20 protein-coding genes are annotated in these 20,590 nt (G+C 71.1%); 5 read left to right on the top strand and 15 right to left on the bottom strand.

The genetic code is table 11. The features are described from left to right. The coding region (locus ACFWE2_RS13385; RefSeq protein WP_377224716.1) for a TM0106 family RecB-like putative nuclease at positions 1–1,850 on the bottom strand (1,850 nt) is incomplete at its 3' end. Between the two features lie 157 nt (positions 1,851–2,007). On the opposite strand from ACFWE2_RS13385, the gene ACFWE2_RS13390 reads away from it, so the two are divergent. After that, positions 2,008–3,204, top strand: coding sequence for an excalibur calcium-binding domain-containing protein (locus ACFWE2_RS13390; RefSeq protein ID WP_377224717.1), 1,197 nt, complete (start codon positions 2,008–2,010; stop codon positions 3,202–3,204). 164 nt (positions 3,205–3,368) lie between these two features. Here ACFWE2_RS13390 and ACFWE2_RS13395 read toward each other — a convergent pair whose 3' ends face one another. The 4 genes from ACFWE2_RS13395 to ACFWE2_RS13410 all read right to left on the bottom strand — a co-directional run bounded on the left by ACFWE2_RS13395 (position 3,369) and on the right by ACFWE2_RS13410 (position 7,668). Then, positions 3,369–4,712: a hypothetical protein gene (locus ACFWE2_RS13395; protein ID WP_377224718.1), complete on the bottom strand. Its 1,344-nt coding sequence runs from the start codon at positions 4,710–4,712 to the stop codon at positions 3,369–3,371. Between the two features lie 2 nt (positions 4,713–4,714). After that, on the bottom strand, positions 4,715–5,266 hold the full coding sequence (locus ACFWE2_RS13400; RefSeq protein WP_377224719.1) for a SigE family RNA polymerase sigma factor: 552 nt from the start codon (positions 5,264–5,266) through the stop codon (positions 4,715–4,717). Positions 5,267–5,686: 420 nt separating this feature from the next. Continuing rightward, positions 5,687–7,096, bottom strand: coding sequence for a hypothetical protein (locus tag ACFWE2_RS13405; RefSeq protein ID WP_377224720.1), 1,410 nt, complete (start codon positions 7,094–7,096; stop codon positions 5,687–5,689). Further along, entirely contained in the window at positions 7,093–7,668 is a 576-nt protein-coding gene (locus ACFWE2_RS13410; protein ID WP_377224721.1) for a SigE family RNA polymerase sigma factor, read from the bottom strand. The genes ACFWE2_RS13405 and ACFWE2_RS13410 overlap by 4 nt, the downstream gene beginning before the upstream one ends. Before the next feature lie 214 nt (positions 7,669–7,882). Between ACFWE2_RS13410 and ACFWE2_RS13415 the strand changes: the two genes are divergently transcribed. Together ACFWE2_RS13415 and ACFWE2_RS13420 are read left to right on the top strand one after the other, a co-directional pair. Further along, on the top strand, positions 7,883–8,671 hold the full coding sequence (locus ACFWE2_RS13415) for a response regulator transcription factor (protein ID WP_377224722.1): 789 nt from the start codon (positions 7,883–7,885) through the stop codon (positions 8,669–8,671). Continuing rightward, positions 8,668–9,714: a sensor histidine kinase gene (locus ACFWE2_RS13420; protein ID WP_377224723.1), complete on the top strand. Its 1,047-nt coding sequence runs from the start codon at positions 8,668–8,670 to the stop codon at positions 9,712–9,714. Before ACFWE2_RS13415 ends, ACFWE2_RS13420 begins: the two co-directional genes overlap by 4 nt. Positions 9,715–9,777: 63 nt before the next feature. Here the strand turns inward: ACFWE2_RS13420 and ACFWE2_RS13425 are convergent, their stop codons facing one another. From ACFWE2_RS13425 to ACFWE2_RS13470, 10 genes are all read right to left on the bottom strand, one after another. Then, positions 9,778–10,593 carry an amino acid ABC transporter ATP-binding protein gene (locus ACFWE2_RS13425; protein ID WP_377224724.1) on the bottom strand — a complete coding sequence of 272 codons (816 nt, stop codon included), beginning with the start codon at positions 10,591–10,593 and terminating at the stop codon, positions 9,778–9,780. Next, positions 10,590–11,564 (bottom strand): amino acid ABC transporter permease, encoded by a 975-nt coding sequence (locus ACFWE2_RS13430; protein ID WP_377224725.1) that lies wholly within the window; start codon positions 11,562–11,564, stop codon positions 10,590–10,592. The genes ACFWE2_RS13425 and ACFWE2_RS13430 overlap by 4 nt, the downstream gene beginning before the upstream one ends. 31 nt (positions 11,565–11,595) lie before the next feature. Beyond that, positions 11,596–12,522 carry an ABC transporter substrate-binding protein gene (locus ACFWE2_RS13435; protein WP_377224726.1) on the bottom strand — a complete coding sequence of 309 codons (927 nt, stop codon included), beginning with the start codon at positions 12,520–12,522 and terminating at the stop codon, positions 11,596–11,598. 277 nt (positions 12,523–12,799) lie between these two features. Beyond that, positions 12,800–12,976: a methionine/alanine import family NSS transporter small subunit gene (locus ACFWE2_RS13440; protein WP_377224727.1), complete on the bottom strand. Its 177-nt coding sequence runs from the start codon at positions 12,974–12,976 to the stop codon at positions 12,800–12,802. Beyond that, complete coding sequence (locus ACFWE2_RS13445) at positions 12,973–14,535, bottom strand: sodium-dependent transporter (protein WP_377224728.1); 1,563 nt, start codon at positions 14,533–14,535, stop codon at positions 12,973–12,975. Before ACFWE2_RS13445 ends, ACFWE2_RS13440 begins: the two co-directional genes overlap by 4 nt. 43 nt (positions 14,536–14,578) lie before the next feature. After that, positions 14,579–15,832, bottom strand: a complete 1,254-nt coding sequence (locus tag ACFWE2_RS13450) for a D-arabinono-1,4-lactone oxidase (RefSeq protein ID WP_377224729.1) — start codon at positions 15,830–15,832, stop codon at positions 14,579–14,581. 42 nt (positions 15,833–15,874) lie between these two features. Beyond that, entirely contained in the window at positions 15,875–16,222 is a 348-nt protein-coding gene (locus ACFWE2_RS13455; RefSeq protein WP_377224730.1) for an STAS domain-containing protein, read from the bottom strand. A gap of 311 nt (positions 16,223–16,533) precedes the next feature. After that, positions 16,534–17,001 (bottom strand): aminoacyl-tRNA deacylase, encoded by a 468-nt coding sequence (locus ACFWE2_RS13460; protein WP_377224731.1) that lies wholly within the window; start codon positions 16,999–17,001, stop codon positions 16,534–16,536. Positions 17,002–17,072: 71 nt separating this feature from the next. After that, positions 17,073–17,402 carry a DUF2087 domain-containing protein gene (locus ACFWE2_RS13465; protein WP_377224732.1) on the bottom strand — a complete coding sequence of 110 codons (330 nt, stop codon included), beginning with the start codon at positions 17,400–17,402 and terminating at the stop codon, positions 17,073–17,075. After that, positions 17,399–19,294 carry a D-alanyl-D-alanine carboxypeptidase family protein gene (locus ACFWE2_RS13470; protein ID WP_377224733.1) on the bottom strand — a complete coding sequence of 632 codons (1,896 nt, stop codon included), beginning with the start codon at positions 19,292–19,294 and terminating at the stop codon, positions 17,399–17,401. Before ACFWE2_RS13470 ends, ACFWE2_RS13465 begins: the two co-directional genes overlap by 4 nt. Before the next feature lie 314 nt (positions 19,295–19,608). On the opposite strand from ACFWE2_RS13470, the gene ACFWE2_RS13475 reads away from it, so the two are divergent. Then, positions 19,609–19,878 (top strand): hypothetical protein, encoded by a 270-nt coding sequence (locus ACFWE2_RS13475; protein WP_377224734.1) that lies wholly within the window; start codon positions 19,609–19,611, stop codon positions 19,876–19,878. Positions 19,879–20,072: 194 nt separating this feature from the next. After that, entirely contained in the window at positions 20,073–20,561 is a 489-nt protein-coding gene (locus ACFWE2_RS13480) for a hypothetical protein (RefSeq protein ID WP_377224735.1), read from the top strand. The last annotated feature ends 29 nt before the right edge of the window (positions 20,562–20,590 follow it).

Raw genomic sequence — 20,590 nt, forward strand, 5'->3', positions numbered from 1 at the left:
GGCCTGGGCGCGGACGAAGTCCGGGATGCCGCGCAGGGACGCGAGGATGTATTCCTTCCCGAAGTGGAGGGCCCCCTGGGGCCCGTGAACGCATCCGCGCGCGCATTCTCGCTCCCCACGGCCGCCCCGGCCGACCCGGTCTCGACGGAACCGACCACGGAGGCCCGCGCACCCCTCAACCACTGGAGGAGCCGCAACGTGGACCGACAGTCGTACTCGTTGTAGTCCAGGATCCGCTGCTTCAGCTCCACGGCCCGCTCGTCCCCCTCAGCGGCCAGCTTCGCGTACTCCGCGTACTCCGTGACCGAGGCGGTCGCACTCGTGACCCCCTCCCGCGCAGGGTCGTCCTGCATGTAGAGCGGTTCGAGCTTCTTGATCGACTTCGACCGGTTCGAGATGCGCAGGCACGACCGGACCACCGCGTAGAGGTCGACCAGCACGCCGTCGCGCAGGAGCTGGTCCACCTCGTCCTCGTACACGCCGTGCCGTGCCGCGATCGACAGCAGATGCGTCTTCTCGTAGGCCGCATAGTGGTAGACGTGCAGGTCAGGGTAGGTCTGACGGCGTGCGTTGAGGTAGTCGACGAACTCGACCAGTGCGGCACGCTCACCCGCCAGGTCGTCGGCCCAGAGTCCATGGAAGGGCGGGGTCCCGTCGCCCGGACCGGGGCGTTCGACCCAGCCGAACAGGTAGTCGAGCCCCATGGCGCGTGCCTGGTCGTCCCCGGGCAGCCGTGCCTCCTCCCACAGGGGGTCACCCTCGAAGTCGAAGAACACGTCGCCCGCACTCGGTGGCGGAAGCCGGTCGATGGCCTCCGTCGCGGTGAGCTGCCAGCGAAGCCGTGCGTCGGGCCCGTCCGGGTCGACGCCGTCGGGCAGCTGTTCGAGCGCCACCGAGCCGTCGCCGTCGTCGAGGCCGAGCTGGAGGCGCGCCTGGGCGCGCAGGTTCTCGAAGCGGCCGGTGGCCATGCCGTCGGGCGGCTCCTCGGCGGTCGCCAGGGCGTCGATGGTGGAGATCCCGGCCTCCGCCAGCTTCGACCGCTGCACGCCGTACACCCCGCCGACCAGCAGGACGTCGCGGGCCTGCGCGGCGGCCTCTGCGCAGTCGGGGCAGCTGCGGAGCTTGCCGCACGCAAGGTAGCGGCTGTCGTCCCAGGTCACCGGGGCGTCGTCGGCCACGTGGGAGTCCAGGACCTCGACGAGCCGGGTGCGGCGCTGACGGAAGACGGGCAGCAGGTCGGCCAGCCGGTGCGACGTCGTCTCCCCCGTGCCGAGGACGAGGTGGACCTCGTCGGTCGGGTCGATCCGTGCGTCCATGAGCTGGTCGGCGTACGCGGCGAGCTGGAGCAGAGCGCGCACCTTGGTGCGGCGCGCGAGCTTGGAGTCGTGCACCGCATAACGCGGCTGAGGTACCCCGCCCCCGTGCACCATCTCGCCGAGCGGGTCGCGTACCAGGAAGTCGGCGCGGCCGTGGAACCGGCCGTCGAAGAACGAGGCCTGGTAGACGACGTCGGCGCCCTGCTCCATCGCGGCCAGCGTGCGCGCATGCGCCTCGATCAGCTCGTCGCGGGCCATGCGCCGTGCGGCCGGGACCTCGAGCACGCCGCCCGGGCGTCCGGCGCCGGCCGGGCCGAAGGTGCGGAGGTGGCCGTCGAGGACCCGCCGTTCGTGGTCCTCACCGAGTGCCGCGGTGCGGGCCAGCATCTCGTCCTCCTCCCGCGGCCGGCGCGGGCTGCGACCCAGGAGCTCGTCAAGGCGTCTCAGCAGGCGGAACTCGCACTCGCCGGCGGTCACGAGGTCGCTTGCGGAGTGCACGAGAGTGCCTGCGTCGTCTCGCTCCAGGAGGAACATGCCCCCAGGTCTACCAGTGACCCCTGACACAAGCGCGCTACTGTCACCTTCGCAGGCGGTAGATATGTCCGGTTAGACCCCTAGTCGTGGCGCCTGGTTCTGGCGCCGGACCGCCTGGATGGCCGATAGTGGGGCCGACCGTACCGAAGGAGCAACCATGCCCGTGCGCTTCAACCCGCCTCCGGGTTGGCAGGTGCCCCCGGGATTCCGGCCCGATTCAGCCTGGGCTCCCGACCCGTCGTGGCCTCCGGCCCCGCCCGGTTGGGACTACTGGGTCGACCGACCCGACGCCCCGCGGCCCGACGCCGAGACCCGCGTAGCAGCGCCACCCGTACCACCTGGGCCACCCGCGCCCCCGGTTTCCTCCGGCTCGACCCCGCCGGCCGTCGTCCCGGCCGGCGCCGGCGGGGACACGAAGACCGTCGCGATCCAGGTGGTCAGCGCCCCGTCGGCCCGCCCGGCGCCGACGCCGTCCGCGCCCGGCATGTCCCCGGCGGAGGCGGTGGGCTCGACCATGACGATGGCGCCGATCAGCGCTCCCCCGGTCTCGCCCCGACCTGGCTCCGGCCCGCAGCCGGTCTACCCGCCGCACCCCGGGACAGCGCCGCCGCCACCGCCTCCGGAGGGGCCGAAGAAGGGTCCGACGACCGGCGTGCTCGCCGCGCTCAAGGGTCTGGCCGGCAAGGGTTCCGCCGCGGCCGCCAACCCGTCGGCGCCCCCGGCCCGGCCGGGCCCGGGACCGCTGAGCATCGACGACGCGAACCGCACCGGACCCGGCGGACCCGTGATGTCCGCACCTGTGGCGGTCGCACCGGCCGGACCGCATGCCGGCGCGACCGGGCGGCGAGGTCCGCGTCCGCCTGGGGTCGGCATCATGATCGCCGTCGCCGTCGCCGGTATCGCGCTCGGCGTGATCATCGGCGTGATCGTCACCGCAGGCCAGCAGGCCGACGCGAACCAGGCGATCGCCGACGCCCAGAACATCCGCTCCGAGATGGAGGCGAACCAGGCCGAGATCGAGGAGCAGCGCGCCCAGATCGACAAGCAGCGTGACGAGGTGGCGGAGCGCGAGCAGGCGCTGGGCGACCGTGAGGCGCAGCTCGACGAGCGCGAGAAGGCGCTCGACCAGCAACAGCAACAGCAGGAGCAGCAACAGCAGGAACAGGAACAGCAGCAGGAAGAGCAGGAGGACGACGGCAACGGGAACGGTGGAGGAGGCCCGGGCACCGTCTTCTACTGGAACTGCGACGCGGTCCGCGCGGCCGGTGCCGCCCCGCTCCAGAACGGGCAGCCGGGCTACATGCCCCACCTCGACGGCAACGGCAACGGCACGGCCTGCGAAGAAGGCGAGTAGACCGGACGACGCCGGCCGGCGACCGGTCGGAGACCCGGGGCCATCGAGAAAGACATCAAGATGGACATGGAACGGGCCGAGGCAGATCCCCAGACTCTGCCTCGGCCCGCTCGTGTGTTCCCGGCCCACGCCATCTCCCCAGACGAGACGTGGACCGGGAAGTCCTAACCCCCGAAGAGTCCCTCCAGGAGTGCGCCGAGGCCGAGGGGATCCTCGTCCTCGGGAGCTTGTGTCGGCTCCTTGCTCGGAGCCGGTTGCGGCGTCACGCCGCCGGGCGACGGAGCCTCGCTCGTCGAGGCGACCTGCAGTGCCTCGCTCATGTCGATCAGGCACAGCCGCCAGACGTCGGCGTCGACACCCTTCGGCACCTGACCGAACGACTTGCCGGTGAGCCGCGGCGGCGCCGTCCACTCCTTACCGGTGCGCTGCGCGACACAGGTCTCCATCGCGGGAACCTCGTTCGCCGCCGCGTCCTTGGTCAGCATCGGCGCGAGCCGGGCGACCATCGGCGCGGGCGCGCCCGCCTTGGGCGTCTTGACGGACTCGCCCCCCACGTCGTGGATGACCGCACACTCGGGCGACGTGCTGTGGCACCACGACGCGCTCCACGTGTCCTGGTTCGAGTACACGAACCCGCGTGGCTCCGCCGTCGAACGGTCGACCTGCAGGACCCGCATCCAGACGCTGCCGTCGCCGAGCACGTCGAACGGCGTGACCCGGAGCGACGTGCCGGCTTCCGGCGCACCCGAGGCCGCGTCGTCGGGCTCCGGTGACGCGGGCGCCCCCTGCGCGCCCGCGGCACCACCGGTCGCAGGGTCGTCGAAGACCAGGAACTGGTCCCCCTCCACCGTGCCGGAGAAGCCGAACACGAGCGCCGGCCCGCCGTCGGTCGGCAGGATCATCGCGTCGGAGGTGACGCCTTGCCACAGCAGGGTCCCGCCGAGGTTCCCCGCACGGAGGTTCTGGAGGGCGGTGTCGCTACCGGCGAGCAGCTCCAGGTCGGTCGCGCTGTGCCGTCCGTCGATCTTCGCCAGGGTCACCACCGCGAGATAGCGGTCGCCGCCCCCGGCGTCCAGACCGAGGTCGAGCACAACGGTGTTCCTGTCGACGGGGTACGTCGCGGGTTCCGCCACCGTGCGCACGCCTGGTGCGAGGTAGGCGAGCCTCGCCTTCGCCTCCGGATCGGGCAGGTCGGTGGGCGACGGCGCGGGCGGGTCGACCATCACCTGACCCTCCGCCGTCGGTCCCGTCGTGCTCGGCGCCACCTGGACCGGGGCGCTGCTCCACAGACCCGGGATACCGGGTAGCGCACCCGCTGCCCCCGCGCCCACCGTGGCGAGCGCCAGCGTCGACGCCAGCGTCACGCTCGCGCGTCGCGTCGCCTGCTTACGACGGCTCGACCGCAGGACGCTGTTCAGGTCCAGCGTCGACGCGGGTACCGCGGCGTGCGCGGACTCGCGGACCCGTGCGACGAAGTCGTCGTCGGGGGCGCCGTGGGAGGAGTTCATGTTCATCGGGTTCCGCCCAGTGAATCGATGTCGAGGATCGCGCGCAGGTGGGCGAGGCCGCGCGAGGCGGTGGACTTCACGGTGCCGAGAGGTATGCCGAGCTCGCTCGACACCTCGGACTCCGACAGGTCCAGCAGGTGACGCAGCACCACTACGCGGCGCTGCTTCAGGGGTAGGCGCAGGAGGGCGCGCACGACGGCGTCGCGGTCGTCCACCGTGCGCGTGGGCATCCGGGCCGCCGCGCGGGCGACGCGCACGTCGTCCTGCGGCAGGTCGTCGGGGCCGGTCAGGACCTCGCGCCGGGTGCGGCGCCAGGCGTCGATACGGAGGTTGGCCAGGACACGCCGGGCGTAGACCAGCGGGTCACCCGCCCTGGCCTTGTGCCAGTGCCGGTAGCACCGCTCGAAGGTCTGCTGGGTGAGCTCCTCCGCGCGGTGCGCGTCACCGCTCAGGAGGAAGGCCATCCGGTGGAGGGGATCTTTGGCCTCTCGCATGAACGCGGTGAACTCTTCGTTCTTCGAGATCTGTGCGTTCCTGCGCGCGTGAGTGGCCATGGGCCGGTCTGTCCGCACGGGCAGCGAGGCTACGTCATCGGCGTCCGCCGCCCCACCTCGAACCACCGTGAGCGGCCGGGTGGCCGGGACCGTATCGGCCCGCACGGCCTCGGTCCGCACGGGACCGGCCTTCACGGGACTGGTCTTCACGGGGGCGCCGCCCGACACCGGGCCCGGGGTCGTCGTGGATAGGGAGTCTGGGGTGTTCTGCTCGGTGGTCACGGTCTCCAGGTCGTCCGCAGAGCTGGAGTCGGCGCGCACGACACGCAGGGTCACGGGCTTGGGGACCCGGGACTCTGGCGCCAGTGCGCGCGGACTCGTGACTGTCACGAACGGAACACGGGCCGGCAAGGGCGAAGGTTCCATCCAGTTCCACGAAATTTCTCCAGGGCCCGAGCCGAGCCCGCGCGCACCACGCCGTCACCGCCGGAAGTCGAGCGTCCCCAGGAAGGTGTGGAGGTCCTCCAGACCCTGCTCGGTGCCGTCGAACTCGACGACGAGGAACAGGTTCTCGCCCTGGTCCTCCTGGTGGAGGTAGATGTCCAGCCAGTAGTAGTCGACCTCGCCGCCCGCGTTGTGAGCGGTCGGCAGGACCTCCGCGTAGTCGGCGCCCGGGACGTCGATCATCTGCGACTGGGGCGCGTCCGTGCTCCGGGTCCACCAGTTGCCGCCGGGCTTGCCGCCCTGCACGTAGACACGTTCCGGCCACCTCGTGTCCTTCGCCGCGCGTGCCTTCTCCTCCTCGGAGGCGTCCGTCCACGACTCGAGGGTCTCCGCGTCGATGCCCGGGTCCACGTGCGTGATCGTCGGCCCGGTCCACTCGACACCCGGTGAGAACTCACCCTCCGTCGTCCTGGCGGTCCACCCCTCGGGCACCGCGAACCTCAGGCCGTTGTGCTCGGTCCGCACCCAGTCGGCCGGTACGCCGCGCTCGATGGCATCGAGGACCGGTGTCGAGAACTCCGGCTGGTACCAGTCGGGCGCGCCCTGGTCCTTGAGCCAGAGGTTCCCCACGAAGTTCCGCAGCATGGTGTCGCCCTGCTCGTTCGCCGCGAAGCGGGTCTCGATCACCCAGCCCTCGTCGCCGCTGCGGAGCCTGATGGTCACCGGGCGGATCTTGCCCTCCGGCTCGTGCTGCTCGATGACGACGAGGTCGGCGCCCTGGATGTCCAGCGTCGTCGCGCCCGAGTCCTTCGCCGGAACGGTCCAGTCGGCGACGTCGAACACGTTCCGCAGCTCGATGGTGGCGTCCATGTCGTCGATCGTCCCGGTCTCGCCGAAGCCGGCGGCCTCCGGGTGGTCCGGGTCCAGCCATCCGGCGACGCTGCCCGCGTTGACGTCACCGACGGCGTACCAGCCGCCCGGCGGCACCTCGTACCAGAGACCGCCGAGGATGTAGGGGGCGTGCCCGCCCTCCTCGACGACGCCGCGCTCCACGCCGGGCAGCACCGGCAGCGTCCCGCCGCCGGTCTCCAGGTACTCCGTGGGTGCGGCGTCCGACTCGCCGCTCGGAGCCGGCGAAGGGCTCGCGCTGGCCGGCGGCTCGCTCGCCCGGGCCGACTCGGCGGTCGTCTTGACCGTCCCTGGCAAGGGCTGCTGCCGGTCGGCATGGATCGCGCCGACCGCGCCGATACCCGCGCCGGTGAGCGCGAGCGCCGCGACGCTCGCCGTCGCAGCGACCACCACGCGGCGGCGGCGGACGTTCCGCACCGCACGCACGGCCATGGTCGTCGGGTCCAGCGAGGCGGGCGGCTCGATGGTCGAGCCGGCGGCGCGGAGGCCGGCCATCATCGCTGCGTCCTGCTTCGAGTGGATGTCGTGCACGTTCATGATCGGCTCCCTTCGCCGTCGGACACCACGAGGGTGCGCAGCCGCGCCAGGGCGCGTGAGGCGGTGGACTTGACCGTGCCGGTGGAGACACCCAGCTCGGCCGCGGTGTCGGACTCGGAGCGGTCCAGGAGGTAGCGCAGGACCACCACCCTGCGCTGCTTGACCGACAGTGACATCAACGCACGGACGAGACGGTCGCGCTCGGCGAGCTGCGCGTCCGACGCCGGTGCGCTCCGTATCCGGGTGCCGCCCGTCGGGTCGTCGGTGAGCACCTCGCGACGGGTGCGTCGCCAGGTGTCGATGCGCGCGGTGGCCAGCACGCGGCGCGCATAGGCGAACGGGTCGCCGTCACCCACCTTCTTCCAGGCCTTGAACGTCCGCTCGAGGGCGAGCTGCACGAGGTCCTGCGCGCGGTGCTGGTCACCGCAGAGCAGGTAGGCGATCCGGTACAGCGCAGGAGTGTTGGCCTGCGCGAAGGCCGTGAAGTCCACGACGGGGTCCACACCGCTCCGGACGACCACCATCTCGCCCGTGCTCGGCCGCACCCCAGGACTCACCGCTACCTCGCTCATCCCGAGCACCGCCCGGAGCCGTGTCCGGAAACCTGCCCCGGCGCTGGTCTGCGGCGCTGTCCGCGTCGCTTCGTCTGCGTCATGCACCATAGACGCAGGCCGGGACCGTCGGGGTTGCGCCCTTTCGCGACGGGTTCTTACGAGTTCGTGACCGAGCTCGTCACGACGGCGCCAGAACCTGGGTCCTCACGACGACCGGCCGTACCCTTCAGAAGTGGCCCGAGTCCTCGTGATCGACGACGATGCCACCGTCGCACAGGTGGTCGTCGCCTATCTCGAACGCGCCGGTGTCGTGGCCGAGCACGCCGCCGACGGCCCGGCCGCGCTGGCGGCCGCCGCCGAGAACCCGCCCGACGCCGTGGTGCTCGACCTCATGCTGCCGGGCATCGACGGCCTGGAGGTGTGCCGGCGCCTGCGTGCCGTCCGCGCCGACCTGCCGGTGCTCATGCTGACGGCGCGCGGCGAGGAGGAGGACCGGGTGCGCGGCCTCGAGACGGGCGCCGACGACTACGTGGTCAAGCCCTTCAGCCCGCGCGAGCTGGTGCTGCGGGTGCAGTCGCTGCTGCGGCGCGCGGGGGTCGCCGTCGGGCCCGCGGCGGGGGCCCCTGCGGGGGCCTCGGCGGTGCGAGCGTCCCTGCCCCCCGTCGTCCGCCTGGCGCCCGCCCACGAGGAACCCGGCGCCCTGTACGACGGCGATCTGCGCCTCGACCCGGCCGCGCACCGCGTCCTCCGCTCCGGGGCCGAGCTGCAGCTGACCGTGCGCGAGTTCGAGCTGCTGCGCTGGTTCCTCACCCACCCGGGTCAGGTGCATGGCCGCGAGGCGCTCATGCGGGGCGTCTGGGGCTGGGAGTACGGCGACCGGTCCACCGTGACGGTGCACGTGCGACGGCTGCGCGAGAAGGTGGAGGCCGATCCGTCCAGGCCGACGCGCCTCGTGACGGTGTTCGGCGTCGGCTACCGGTGGGACGCCACGCCGCCCGTCGCACCCGGAGGCACGGCGTGAACAACCTCGAGGGCGTGGTCCTGTCCGTCTCCGTCGCCGCCGTGGTGGGTGCCGTGGGCGCCGTCGCGCTGTTCGCCCTGGCCCGCCGCCGGGTGGGGCTCGCGGCGACCCTCGCACCGCTCGTGGTCGTGGGATCCGTGGCTGCCGGCGTCTACGCGAGCGCCCGGGCGATGTTCCTGTCCGACGCCGACTCGACGACCGTCCTGCTGCTCCTGCTCGCGACGGTGCCGGTGGCGCTCGGCGTCGGCCTGGTGCTGACCGCGCGGATCCGCAGGGTCACCACCGAGGCGGCGGCCGAGAAGGCGGCGCGCGAGCGTGACCGCGAGATCGAGGTACGCCGCCGTGAGCTGGTGGCATGGGTGTCGCACGACCTGCGCACACCGCTGGCGGCGGTACGGGCGCTGGCCGAGGCGCTGGAGGACGGCGTCGGCCCGGTCGACGAGCACGTGCCCCGGATCCTCGCCGAGAACCGGCGGATGGCCGCGATGGTCGACGACCTGCTGGCCCTCTCCCGGCTCCAGTCCCCCGCGGCGACGCTGCGGCGCGAGCCGGTGGCCGTCGCCGACCTGGCCTCCGACGCGATAGCGGCCGCCCAGCCCCTCGCCGACTCGGGAGGGGTGCGGCTGGCGTGGGACGTCACCGATCCGGTGGTGACGTCGCTCGACGCGCAGCAGGTCGGACGCGCGCTGGAGAACCTGCTGGTGAACGCGGTCCGGCACACGGGGCCGGGCGGAACGGTCCGGGTGGCCGTCGCGTGCGCGGGAAGCGCGGCCGGCGGCCCGGAGGCGTCGGACACCGTGACGATCACCGTCGAGGACGAGTGCGGCGGCATCCCGGAGGCTGACCTCGACCGGGTCTTCGAGGCGGGCTGGCGCGGCTCGGGGGCGCGCACCCCGGAGCGGGAGAACGTACCGGGAGGCGGCGCGGGCCTCGGCCTCTCCATAGTTCGCGGAGTGGCCGAGGCCCACGGCGGAACGGCGTCGGCCACCAACACGCGTGGAGGCTGCCGCTTCACCCTCCACCTCCCCACCCCAACCAGTTGAGTGCTGGGTATTTGTGGGCTGAAACGCTTCAGACCCGCAAATACCCAGCACTCAACGAGCGGGTCAGAGGACGTGGGAGAGGAAGTTTTGGGTGCGTTCCTCTCGGGGGTTGTCCAGGACCTCCGACGGCGGGCCTGCCTCGACGATGACGCCGTCGTCCATGAAGACGACGTGGTCGGCCACCTCACGGGCAAACCCGATCTCGTGCGTCACCACGATCATCGTCATGCCCGACTTCGCCAGGTCCTTCATCACGGACAGCACCTCACCCACGAGCTCGGGGTCGAGGGCCGACGTCGGCTCGTCGAACAGCATGAGCTCGGGATCCATCGCGAGCGCCCGGGCGATCGCGACCCGCTGCTGCTGGCCGCCGGAGAGCTGCGCCGGGTAGTGGTCCGTCCGGTCGGACAGGCCCACACGCTCGATGAGCTCGAGCGCGCGCTGCTTCGCCTCCGCCTTCGACAGCCCCCGCACCTGCACGGGCGCTTCCATGACGTTCTCGAGCGCCGTCATGTGCGGGAACAGGTGGAACCGCTGGAAGACCATCCCGATGCGCGAGCGCTGCTTCGCGACCGCCTTCGGGTGCAGCCTGTGGAGGGTCCCCTTGGCGTCCTTGCGGTAGCCCATGAGGTCCCCGCCGACCACGACCGAGCCGCCGGTGATCTCCTCCAGCTCGTTGATGCAGCGCAGGAGGGTGGACTTGCCGGACCCGGACGGGCCGAGGATCACCGTGACCTCGCCCCGCGCGACGTCGAGGTCGACGCCCTTCAGGACGTGCACGGCGTCGTGGCCGTGGCCGAACACCTTGTGCACTGCGCGCACGGAGACCATGTCCGTGGTGTCCGCCGGAGCGGCGGACGAGTCGGTGCCGACGCTCATGGCGTCACCTCCCTGTTCACGTCTTCCTTCACGGTCCCGGCAGCCGCGATGGCGGCCTGCCGGCCACCCGGGCCCTTGTTGCGCCCGCGCCGTCCGGTGGCGGTGCCGAAACCGCGTCCGTAGTACTGCTCCAGGTAGTGCTGGCCCACCATCAGGATCGAGGTGATGAGCAGGTACCAGAGCGCGGCGATGACCAGGAACGGGATGGACAGGAACTGCCGGTTGCCCATGGCGGACGTCGCGTACGTGAGCTCGAACGTCAGCGGCACCGCGACCACCAGCGAGGTGGTCTTCAGCATGGAGATGGTCTCGTTGCCCGTCGGCGGCACGATGACGCGCATGGCCTGCGGCAGGATCACGCGGCGCATGATCTTGCCGTCCTTCATCCCGAGCGCCTTGGCGGCCTCGGCCTGGCCCGGGTCCACGGAGGTCAGGCCGGCGCGCACGATCTCGGCGAGGTACGCCGACTCGTTGAACGCCAGCCCGAACAGCGCCAGCCAGAACACGGTGAGGACGTCGTCGGTGCGGAACGAGAAGAACTCCGGGCCGAACGGGATGCCCAGCGAGAGCCGGGGGTAGAGCACCCCGAGCAGGCCCCAGAAGATGAGCTGCGTGTAGATCGGCGTCCCGCGGAAGAACCAGATCCACACCCAGCTCACCCAGCGCATCACCGGGTTGTCCGACCGGCGCATCATCGCGAGCGTCACCGCGAGGACCACGGCGATGGCCATGGACCCGAACGTGAGGATCAGCGTCCACATGACACCGCGGATGATGACGACGTCGCGCAGGTAGAGCCAGACCACGTCCCAGCGGAAGTTGGGGTTCGTGATCAGCGCGTTGGCCGCCATGGCGGCCAGTACCAGCACGACGGCGGCCGCGACGAGGCGGCCGGGTCGCGGCACCGGCCGCGCGTGGATCCGGTTGGGCACCGGGTCGTTACCCGACGCCGGAGTCTTGCTGGAGCTCATCTCGCCCCTCTTCTCTGTCCGGGGGCGCTGGTCACTCGGCAGGGTTGAGCTCGGCCTCGTCCACGACGACGCCCTCGCTGCCCCAGCCGGCGAAGATCTCCTCGAGCGTGCCCTCGTCGATGAGCTTCTGCAGCGCGGCCTGCACGGCCTCGGTCAGCTCGGCGTCGTCCTGCGCGACGACGATGCCGTACGGCGCCGCGTCGTTGATCTCACCGATGGTCTCGACCTCGCCGGAGGTCTGCTCGACGGCGTAGGCCGTGATCGGCGAGTCGGCGTACATGGCCTGGAGCTTGCCGCCCACGAGGTTGGTGGTGACGTCGGCCTGCGACTCGTAGCGCACGACGTCGATGGGCTCCTCGCCGTCGTCCTCGCAGTCCTTGGCGGCCTCGGTGAGCTCCTCGTCCTGGATGGTCGAGGTCTGCACGCCGATGGTGGCGCCGCACAGGTTCTCGGGGTCGAAGCCCTCGGGGTTGTCCGCGGCGACGCCGAACTGCGAGCCGGCGACGGCGTAGCTGATCATGTTGGCCTCGGCGGTGCGCTCGTCGGTGATCGTGAACGCCGAGATGCCCACGTCGTACTTGGTGCCGATGGCGGGGATGATCCCGTCGAACGCCGCCGTCTCGACGTCGGCCTCCAGGCCGAGCACCGCGGCCACGGCGTTGATCGTGTCGATGTCGAACCCGATCGGCGTCTCGCCGTCCACGTCGATGAACTCCGCCGGCGCGTACGCCGTGTCGGAGCCGACGGACAGCGTGCCCTTGTCGGCGATCTCCTTCGGGAGCATCGCGGCGATCTCGGCGTCGGCCTCGATGGCCGACGGGTCGAACGATGCCTCGGCGCTGGCCTCGTCGTTCGCGGCACCACCAGCGGTCTGCTGTGACGCGTCGGTGCACGCGGTGAGGACGAGGGCGGCAGCGGTCAGTGCCGTGGCAGCGGTGAGGGCGGGAAGCCTGCGCATCAGGGGTCTCCTGGGTCGGATCGTTGGTGTGTCACGAGGCGCTGCGACCCGGCAGATCTCCGTCATCAGGGGAGCGGAGGACCCGACGGCGCACTGGGCGCCTCGTGTGCGAGTCTCACCTAACCGTGACGCCCTCCTGGCGTAAACCCGGAAGATCGAGACCGATGTCACATTGTGATGTTTTGCGCGTCTCGTTAACGATTAATCCACGTCTATGTGGTCTGGCCTGCTTAAACACCCCGGCAAGCCGGCCTGTGGCCGACTTGCCGGGCGCCGCTCAGGTGTCGTGCTCGACGGGCTCGTCCGGCCGGTCCTCCGGACCGCCCTCGTGCTGCCAGCCGTGCGGGAACTCGGTCCGCTCGGGCCGCCTGGCGAGGGCGATGATGCTTACCGCGAGCCCGCCCCACACCACGACGAGCGAGACGACCAGGAGTGCGATTGCTTCGCCGCTCATGACTTACCTCCGAACGTGGGCCAGGCATCGAACCGGTCGGGGTCGACGCGCCACCGCATCCGGGTGAGCACCACCGCCGCGACGACGAACAGGGCGATGACACCCCACCCCATCAGGTTGACGTACCAGCCCGCGTAGCCCTCGTACCCGTCAAGGATCAGGGTGACGATGCGCGAGACCAGCATCGAAGTGAGCACCACCGGGCCGAGCACGACCACGCAGAAGGTCCACCAGCGACCCACCTGGATCGTGGAGACCCCGTTCAGGTGGAACCGCATCTCCTCGGTACGGCGCAGCACCCAGCCGATGACCACGGTGGTCACGACGGCGGACCCGACGATGCCGATGTTGTTGGCCCACTGGTCCACGGTGTCGAGCGCGATCAGGCCGGTGGTCGTGGAGAACGCCAGCACGGAGAGCACCGCGGACACCACGCCGATCCGCACCGAGGCCTGCGTGCGCGTCCAGCCGAACTTCTCCTGGAACGACGCCGAGACGACCTGGAGGATGGACAGCAGCGACGTGTACCCGGCCATCACGAGCGACCCGAAGAACAGGGCGCCGAAGATCCCGCCCGCGGGCATCTGCGAGACGAGGGCGGGGAAGGTGACGAACGCGAGGATCGGACCGGTGAGTCCTTCGAGCTCGGCGACGGCAACGCCCTGCTCGTGCGCCAGGAAGCCCAGTGCCGCGAACACGCCGATACCGGCGAAGACCTCGAAGCCGGAGTTCGCGAACGCGACCACGAAACCGGGCGACGTCAGGTTCGCGCGGCGCTTCCGGTAGGAGGCGTACGTGATCATGATCCCGAACGCGATGGAGAGCGAGAAGAAGATCTGGCTGTAGGCGGCGATCCAGACGTTCGGATCGGCCATGGCACCCCAGTTCGGGGTGAAGAGCGCGTTGAGCCCGTCGGCCGCGCCCGGCAGGAACAGGGCCCGGACCACCAGCGTGCCGAACGCGAGCAGCAGCAGCGGCATGAAGACGAAGTTGACCTTCTCCAGGCCCTTCGCGACCCCGGCCGCCAGCACGACGATCGTCGCCACCCACACGAGGACCAGCGGGATCAGCACCGCGGGCACGAAGTCGAGCGTGAACCACGGGTCCGCGCCGCCGACGTCGGCGAGCTGAAGGTAGGTACCGGTGAAGAAGCCCGCGGTGTCGTCACCCCAGCGCAGGTCGAACGAGTAGACGAAGTAGCTGAGCGCCCACGCGATGATCACCGCGTAGTAGACGGCGATGACGAAGCAGATCGCCACCTGGAACCAGCCCAGGTGCTCCAGCCAGCGCTTGACCCGCCGGAGGGCCAGCGGCGCCGACCCGCGGAACCGGTGCCCGATCGCGTAGTCGAGGAACAGGATCGGGATGCCCGCCGTCAGCAGCGCGATCAGGTAGGGCACCATGAACGCGCCCCCGCCGTTCTCGTATGCCACCCCCGGGAAGCGCCAGATGTTCCCCAGCCCGACGGCGGAGCCGACAGCGGACAGGATGAATCCCAGCTGTCCGCTGAACTCCTCCCGCTTCTCGGGCTCCGCGGTAGTTCTCTGCGCGTCGCTCATCCCCTGATCCTCCGAGAAAATCACCCCGAACGCGAAATCGGGCTCAGCGGGCGAGCAGCTCCTCGACGTACCCGCCGCGGAACTTGCCCGTCGGATCGAGGCGCGCGGCCAGCTCCGCGAAGTCCTCGAAGCGCGGGTACAGGCCAGGGAGATCGGCCACGGGGACCGTGAACAGCTTGCCCCAGTGGGGGCGCGCACCCAGCGGCAGGAGCGCCGCCTCCAGCTCGGGCAGCAGCTCCCGCACGGCCGGCCAGTCCTGCCGCCACGTGAAGTGGAACGCGATGCTGTCCTCCGGCGTGGTGCTGAGCCACTGGTCGTCGCCGGCGATCGTGCGGATCTCCGAGGTCAGCAGCAGCGGCCCGATCCGGTCCCCGAGCGCCCGCAGCGCCTTGACGGCGTCCGGCCCGGCGGAACGCGGCACCAGGTACTCGGACTGCAGCTCCTCGCCCAGCGACGGCGTGAAGTCCAGCCGGAAGTGTGGCAGCCGCTCGAACCAGGGTCCCGGCACCCCGCCCTGCTCGGTGCACGCGACCGCTGCGACGTCCGGCAGGGGGTGCATGGGCCCGGCCGCCGGCGTGGCCCCCAGCTCGACCGGGAGCGTGGGTGCCTCGCCGCCTGCCGAGACCTTCGACTTGCACCAGACCAGGCGGACGTCGGGCTCGAACCAGCTCGTGAAGATGCTGACGGAGTACGCGCTGCCCATGACGGCGTCGAGGTTCTCGAACAACGTGTCCCAGGGCAGGCCGGTGAAGACGTCCTGGCGCACGTCGAACGTGGGCACCGTCGCCAGCTCCACGCGCGTCACGATGCCGAGGGCGCCGAGCGCCACCACGGAGCCGGGGAAGTCGGCGTCACCACGGCGCACGACCAGCACCTCGCCGGAGGCGGTCATGAGCTCCACGCCGACGACGTCGCCCGCGAGCGAGCGCGTCCCGTCACCCGAGCCGTGGGTACCCGTCGCGACCGCACCGGCGACCGAGATGTGGGGCAGCGAGGCCATGGCGCCCAGCGCGCGGCCCTCGGCGTGCAGACCGGCGGCAACCTCGCCGTAGCGCAGGCCCGCGCGGACCGAGGCGACGCCCGTCTGAGGGTCCACCTCGAGGGGCAGCCGGCCGTCGTCGAGCAGGTCGAGCTGGACGTGGACACCCGTCGTGTCGGCGACGTCGCAGAACGAGTGGCGCGAGCCGAGGGCCCGGACGCGGGGCTCACCGGCGACGATGCCGGCGAGCTCCGCGAGGGTCCTGGGGCGTTCGATGCGCTCGGAGGAGTAGGTGAGGTTCGCTGCCCAGTTCTTCACCGGACAAGGGTGCCACTCCTTCGAGCGTGGTCGGGTTCCGGCTCAGGCGCTGGCCGCGGCGCTGCGGACCACCGGAATCCGCTGACTGATGCCGACCATGTCCAGGACCTCCATCACCACGGTGGACGGCTCACGGAGCAGTACGGGCGAACCCGTCTCCTCGCCGAGCACGAACACCTGCAGGATGAAGGCCACCCCGGAGGAGTCGATGAACGTGACGTCCCGCGCGTCGACGATGACGGGGTCGGGATCGGGTCGTGCTGCGAGCGTTGCCATCGCCGCGCTCGCGTTCTCGCGCAGCAGCGCGTCGATGTCACCCCAGAGGGTCAGCACCGTGCCCTCATAGGTGTTCCGGCAGGCGATGCCGGATCCCGGGCGACCGGGAACCATGTCCTGCGCTGAGTCTGACGGGAGAGGGTCCATGGGGTCATTCGCTCCGTCCTGCATTGGTCGGGCCTCGACTTCGCTAGACACTGACTTACCAACTGACTTCGAACTGGCGGCCTTGCACTGGCGACTTGGGCTCTTCTTGGTGCTCTCTGACCGCTCCTTGGTCGGGAGGGGCAAGAATTACCTAGGGCGAGTGTTCACCCGGCACCTGGCTTCCGTCCACCCCCCAGGCGTTACGGTCACGTTGCACGGAAGCGAACTACCGGCCTCCGCACCCTCGCGGGCCTGCTCGATCCCGGCCGGAGAACGTCTCAGAGCGGGTCGGTCACGTCCGCAACCGTGGCGTCGAGCGCCGTCGTGAGATCAACGGCGTCGACCGTGGCACCCACACCGTGAGCGCCTCCGCCGATCGAGACGGGCCCCGGCTCGCTGAGCCGGGAGTCCGCGACGACGGGCCACCTGTGGAACGACCCGAACGGAGTGATGGTTCCCCTCTCATAGCCCGTGACCTCGAAAGCCACGTCCTTGCTCGGCATCGAGAGCCGGGAGACGCCCAGCAGCGCACGCAGCTTGGGCCACGAGATCTGCCGGTCACCCGGGACGAGCACGAACAGGTAGTCCTCGTCCGCCCGGCGCACCACGATCGTCTTGATCAGCTTCGCCGGCTCGACCCCGCGCGCGGCAGCGGCCTCAGCGAGGGTAGCCACCTGACCGTGTCGCGTCATCTCGAACGGGATGCCCGCCGCCTCGAGCGCCGCGACGGCACGTTCTTCGCTCATGAAATTTCCTATCCCGAAAAGACGAGTCTTAGTTGTCTCGAAATATGGTCAAGACTTCGCCCGGAGGCAACTCAGAGGTCGTACTCGGTCCGTTCGGTACGCCAGTACTCGGCCCCGTCCCGGGTGCGCTGCACCAGACCGTGGTCCACCATCGCACGCCGCATGCCCACCGGGTCGTGCGCGACCTCGTGCAGCCGGTCGGTCAGCTCGCGTTCCGTCACCGGTTCCAGCAGGGTGGGCAGGACCCGCGACGCCAGGTATCGGGTCACCGCCACCTTGTCGCGCCACCTCCGCGGCATCGACTCGAGGCGCCCGGACCGCAGGAACCGCTGCGGGTCGTCGGCGGCGCCTCCCGGAGAGGACGCCGCCACCGGGTCGCCCGGGACGCGCTCCGCGGTCATGTCGCGATCAGCCCTCGCCGCCTGACCAGGCTGACCCTCTCGGGACGGATCGCCGGCAGGGCAGCCGCCGTCACCGTGGACGAGGTCCCGTCACCGCTCGCGTCCGTCGACCCGGCGGTCTCCGTGGTCTCGTCTGCCTCGTCGGCCTCCGCGCCCTCGTCAGGCGCACACGGGTCGTCCGCCGGCTCCTCGGCCCCGGCGCTCGGCGCGGGCGTCGGCTCGGGACTGACGCTCGGCTCCGGCGAAGCGCTCGGCTCCGGCTCGGGTTCGCCGCCCGGGCACGTCGGGTCCGACGGCGACGGGCTCGGCGACGGGCTGGGCGACGGGCTGGGCGAGGACGGCGAAGGAGTCGGGGTCGGCGTGGGTGTCGCGGACGGCGTAGGGGTCGGCGTCGGCTTGGACGTCGGCGTCGGCTTGGACGTCGGGGTCGGCGTAGGCGTCGGCTTGGGCGTAGGCCTCGGCGGCTTCTGCGACGGCGGGTTGTCGCCCGGCCGGTCGGACGGCTTCGAGGCCGGCGGCTTGTTGTCGCCGTCACCGGAACCGTTGCTCGGCTTGGGGTCGAGCGCGGGCTTGTAGCGCGGGGTCGTGTCGTCCGACGGCACCCAGGTCCCGACGTCGGACGGGTCGATCGCGCGGTTCGGGATCGAGCCGGCAGCGAAGAACTCGAAGTGCCACGGCTCCGGCTTCGACCCGTCGAGCTGGGCCCACGACGGGTTGTCCCAGCCGTAGTCCGGCCCGTGCAGCCGCAGCCAGACGTACTCAGGTGAACGTCCGCCGGCGATCGGGTTGCCGAGGTCCACCGCGATGCCCCAGCCGTGGTTCGACGTACCGGGGATCGCGGCGAGGTGCGGCTTGATACCGGCCAGGGTGACCTGGGCCTCGTAGGAGCGGTAGGAGTCGGTGATCGGGATCGGGTAGCCGAACTCCTCCTCGAACAACGCGCTGAGCGCCGTCAGCCGTTCGGCCGCGTCACAGCGCAGCATGTGGCCGGGCGCGAACTCCAGGGGGCACAGCACGTCGGTCGGGATGCGGCCGTTCGCGTATCCGCTGGTGGTACCGCCGAACATGCCCACGATGTCGAGCAGGCTCTCGCGCAGCGAGAGGCCTTGGCGCTGCCCGGGCCCGTCCACCTCGACGAGCGCGTTGGGCACCGACGGGTCCAGCATGTTCGCGAGCCGTACGGCGGCGATCACCACCTCGTCGTAGGTGACGTAGCCGGCCGTCGGGTCCTCGTCGTGCGGGTCGATCACCGAGGTGCGCTCGTTCGACACCTGCACGGCAGGCGGGGCCTCGTCGGTCCCCAGCCCCGGACGGGCCTCGCGCTCCTCCGGCTCGCGCTCGGGGTCGTCCTGCTTGCCGTCCTGTTCGTCGCCGTCCTGCTTGTCGTGCCGCTCGTCGCCGTCCTGCTCGGCGCTGTCGCCATCCGCAGCCGGATCCGCCGCGTCCTCCTGGGCACCGCGCGCCACCGGCGCGTCCTCGAGGCGGAGGCCCTTGTTGTTCTCGCCGAAGGCGAGCTGCTGCATCTGGTACGTCGTGTAGAGCATGCCGAGCTCGGCGGCGGCCTGCGCGATCGCCGGGCTGAAGCTGGGCCCCTGTTCCTGCGCCAGCTCCTCTGCCCGCTCGAGGACCGCGACGATCTGGGCGAGCGTGACGCCTTCGGGGGCGGTCTCGGTCTCGCCGACGGTGACGCTCTGCAGCAGCCCGTAGAGCCTGATGGGCAGCTCGCCGCCGTTCCCGCCGGCAAGGTGGGAGGCGGGGACGCTCGCGGAGGCCGTGAACAACACACCCACCGCGACGACGGTGGCGACCGCACCGGTCCACGCGGTCCGGAAGTACTTGCGCAGACCCGCGCGGGAGTCGTGCGGACTTGGCTTCTTCGCCTCGTCGTTCACGCGTCGCCCCCTCGGTCGGTGCGCCACTTCGTGGTGCGGTACGTGCGTTGTGGATCCTTGCTCAGGCCTATCACGCCCAGGTGAACTCGAGCGGCGTAATTCTCTGTCGCCCAGGGTGAACCGGTCCCGGATCAGGCGCCGGACCCTGCGACGGACGACGCCCCCTGATCGCCAAGGGTAACGATTCGGGCGTACGGCGCAATGAAACCTTTCGTGGACATCTCGTGATGCCGCACACTGGCCCGCGTCCCAACGGGCGCACCCGCGCCCGCAGTCGAACGGCCGGAACGGTGGCCGTGAAAGGAAATCCCCTCATGAGCGAGACCACGAGCGCACCCGCCGGCCAGGGCGCGGTCCAGGACCCGAAGGCCAACACCCTGGCGATCGTGGGCTTCGTCCTCGCGTTCGTAGCGCCCCCGATCGGGCTCGTCGTGTCGGCGATCGCCGTCTCGAAGGCCGGCAAGGCCGGCCTCGACAGCAAGCTCTCGAAGTGGGGCCTCGGCCTCTCGATCGTCTTCACGGTCCTGTACCTCGTGCTGTTCGGCCTCGCCGGCTATGCGGCGCTCACGCTCCAGGCGGCCTGACCCACCGAGGCCGACCCGGGCGCCGTGCCCGGTAGCGCGATGTGCACGACCAGCAGCGCAGAGGCTGCCGCTCCGGGAGGAGCGGCGGCCTCTCGCGCTTGAATGGCTGATACCGGTCTATCCAAGACCATTCGGATACTCCACAATATGGCCTGACATTTCCTAAAACCTGCAACCAGGGGAGCACTACCGACATGACCACGCCCGACACCACGACCCCAGAGGCCGCTGTCGACCAGAGTGCGGCAGCCACCGCCACCGAGGTCGTGGAGACCGAGCCTGCCGCGCCGGAGGCGACGTCCGAGGCGAAGGCAGAGGCCGCGGCTCCCGCAGCCGAGACGGCGCCCGTCGAGACCGCCGCGACGTCCCCCGCCGAGGCCGTGACCGAGGCAGCCGTGGCCGTAGCGACCCCCGCGGCCGCCGAGACCGCCGTCGCCGCGCCGGCCGCCGCGGTCGAGGAAGAGGAACCGCAGACCGCGGTCTTCAGCCTCCTCACGTTCTTCCTGGCAGCACTGCCGGTCATCGGCGTCATCCTGAACGCGATAGCCGTCGCCCGCGCCGGCAAGGAGGGCTTCGACCTGTGGCTCGCTCGCTGGGGCCTCGCGCTCTCCATCATCGAGACGCTCGGCGCCCTCGCCCTGGTCGGCCTCGGTTACTACCTGGGCGTGCTGAGCGCCGGCTGAGCCGCCCGAGCCGCTGGACCTCGAGGTCC

Source organism: Promicromonospora sp. NPDC060271 (assembly GCF_042726755.1).
In the GTDB taxonomy this organism is placed as follows: Bacteria; Actinomycetota; Actinomycetes; order Actinomycetales; family Cellulomonadaceae; genus Promicromonospora.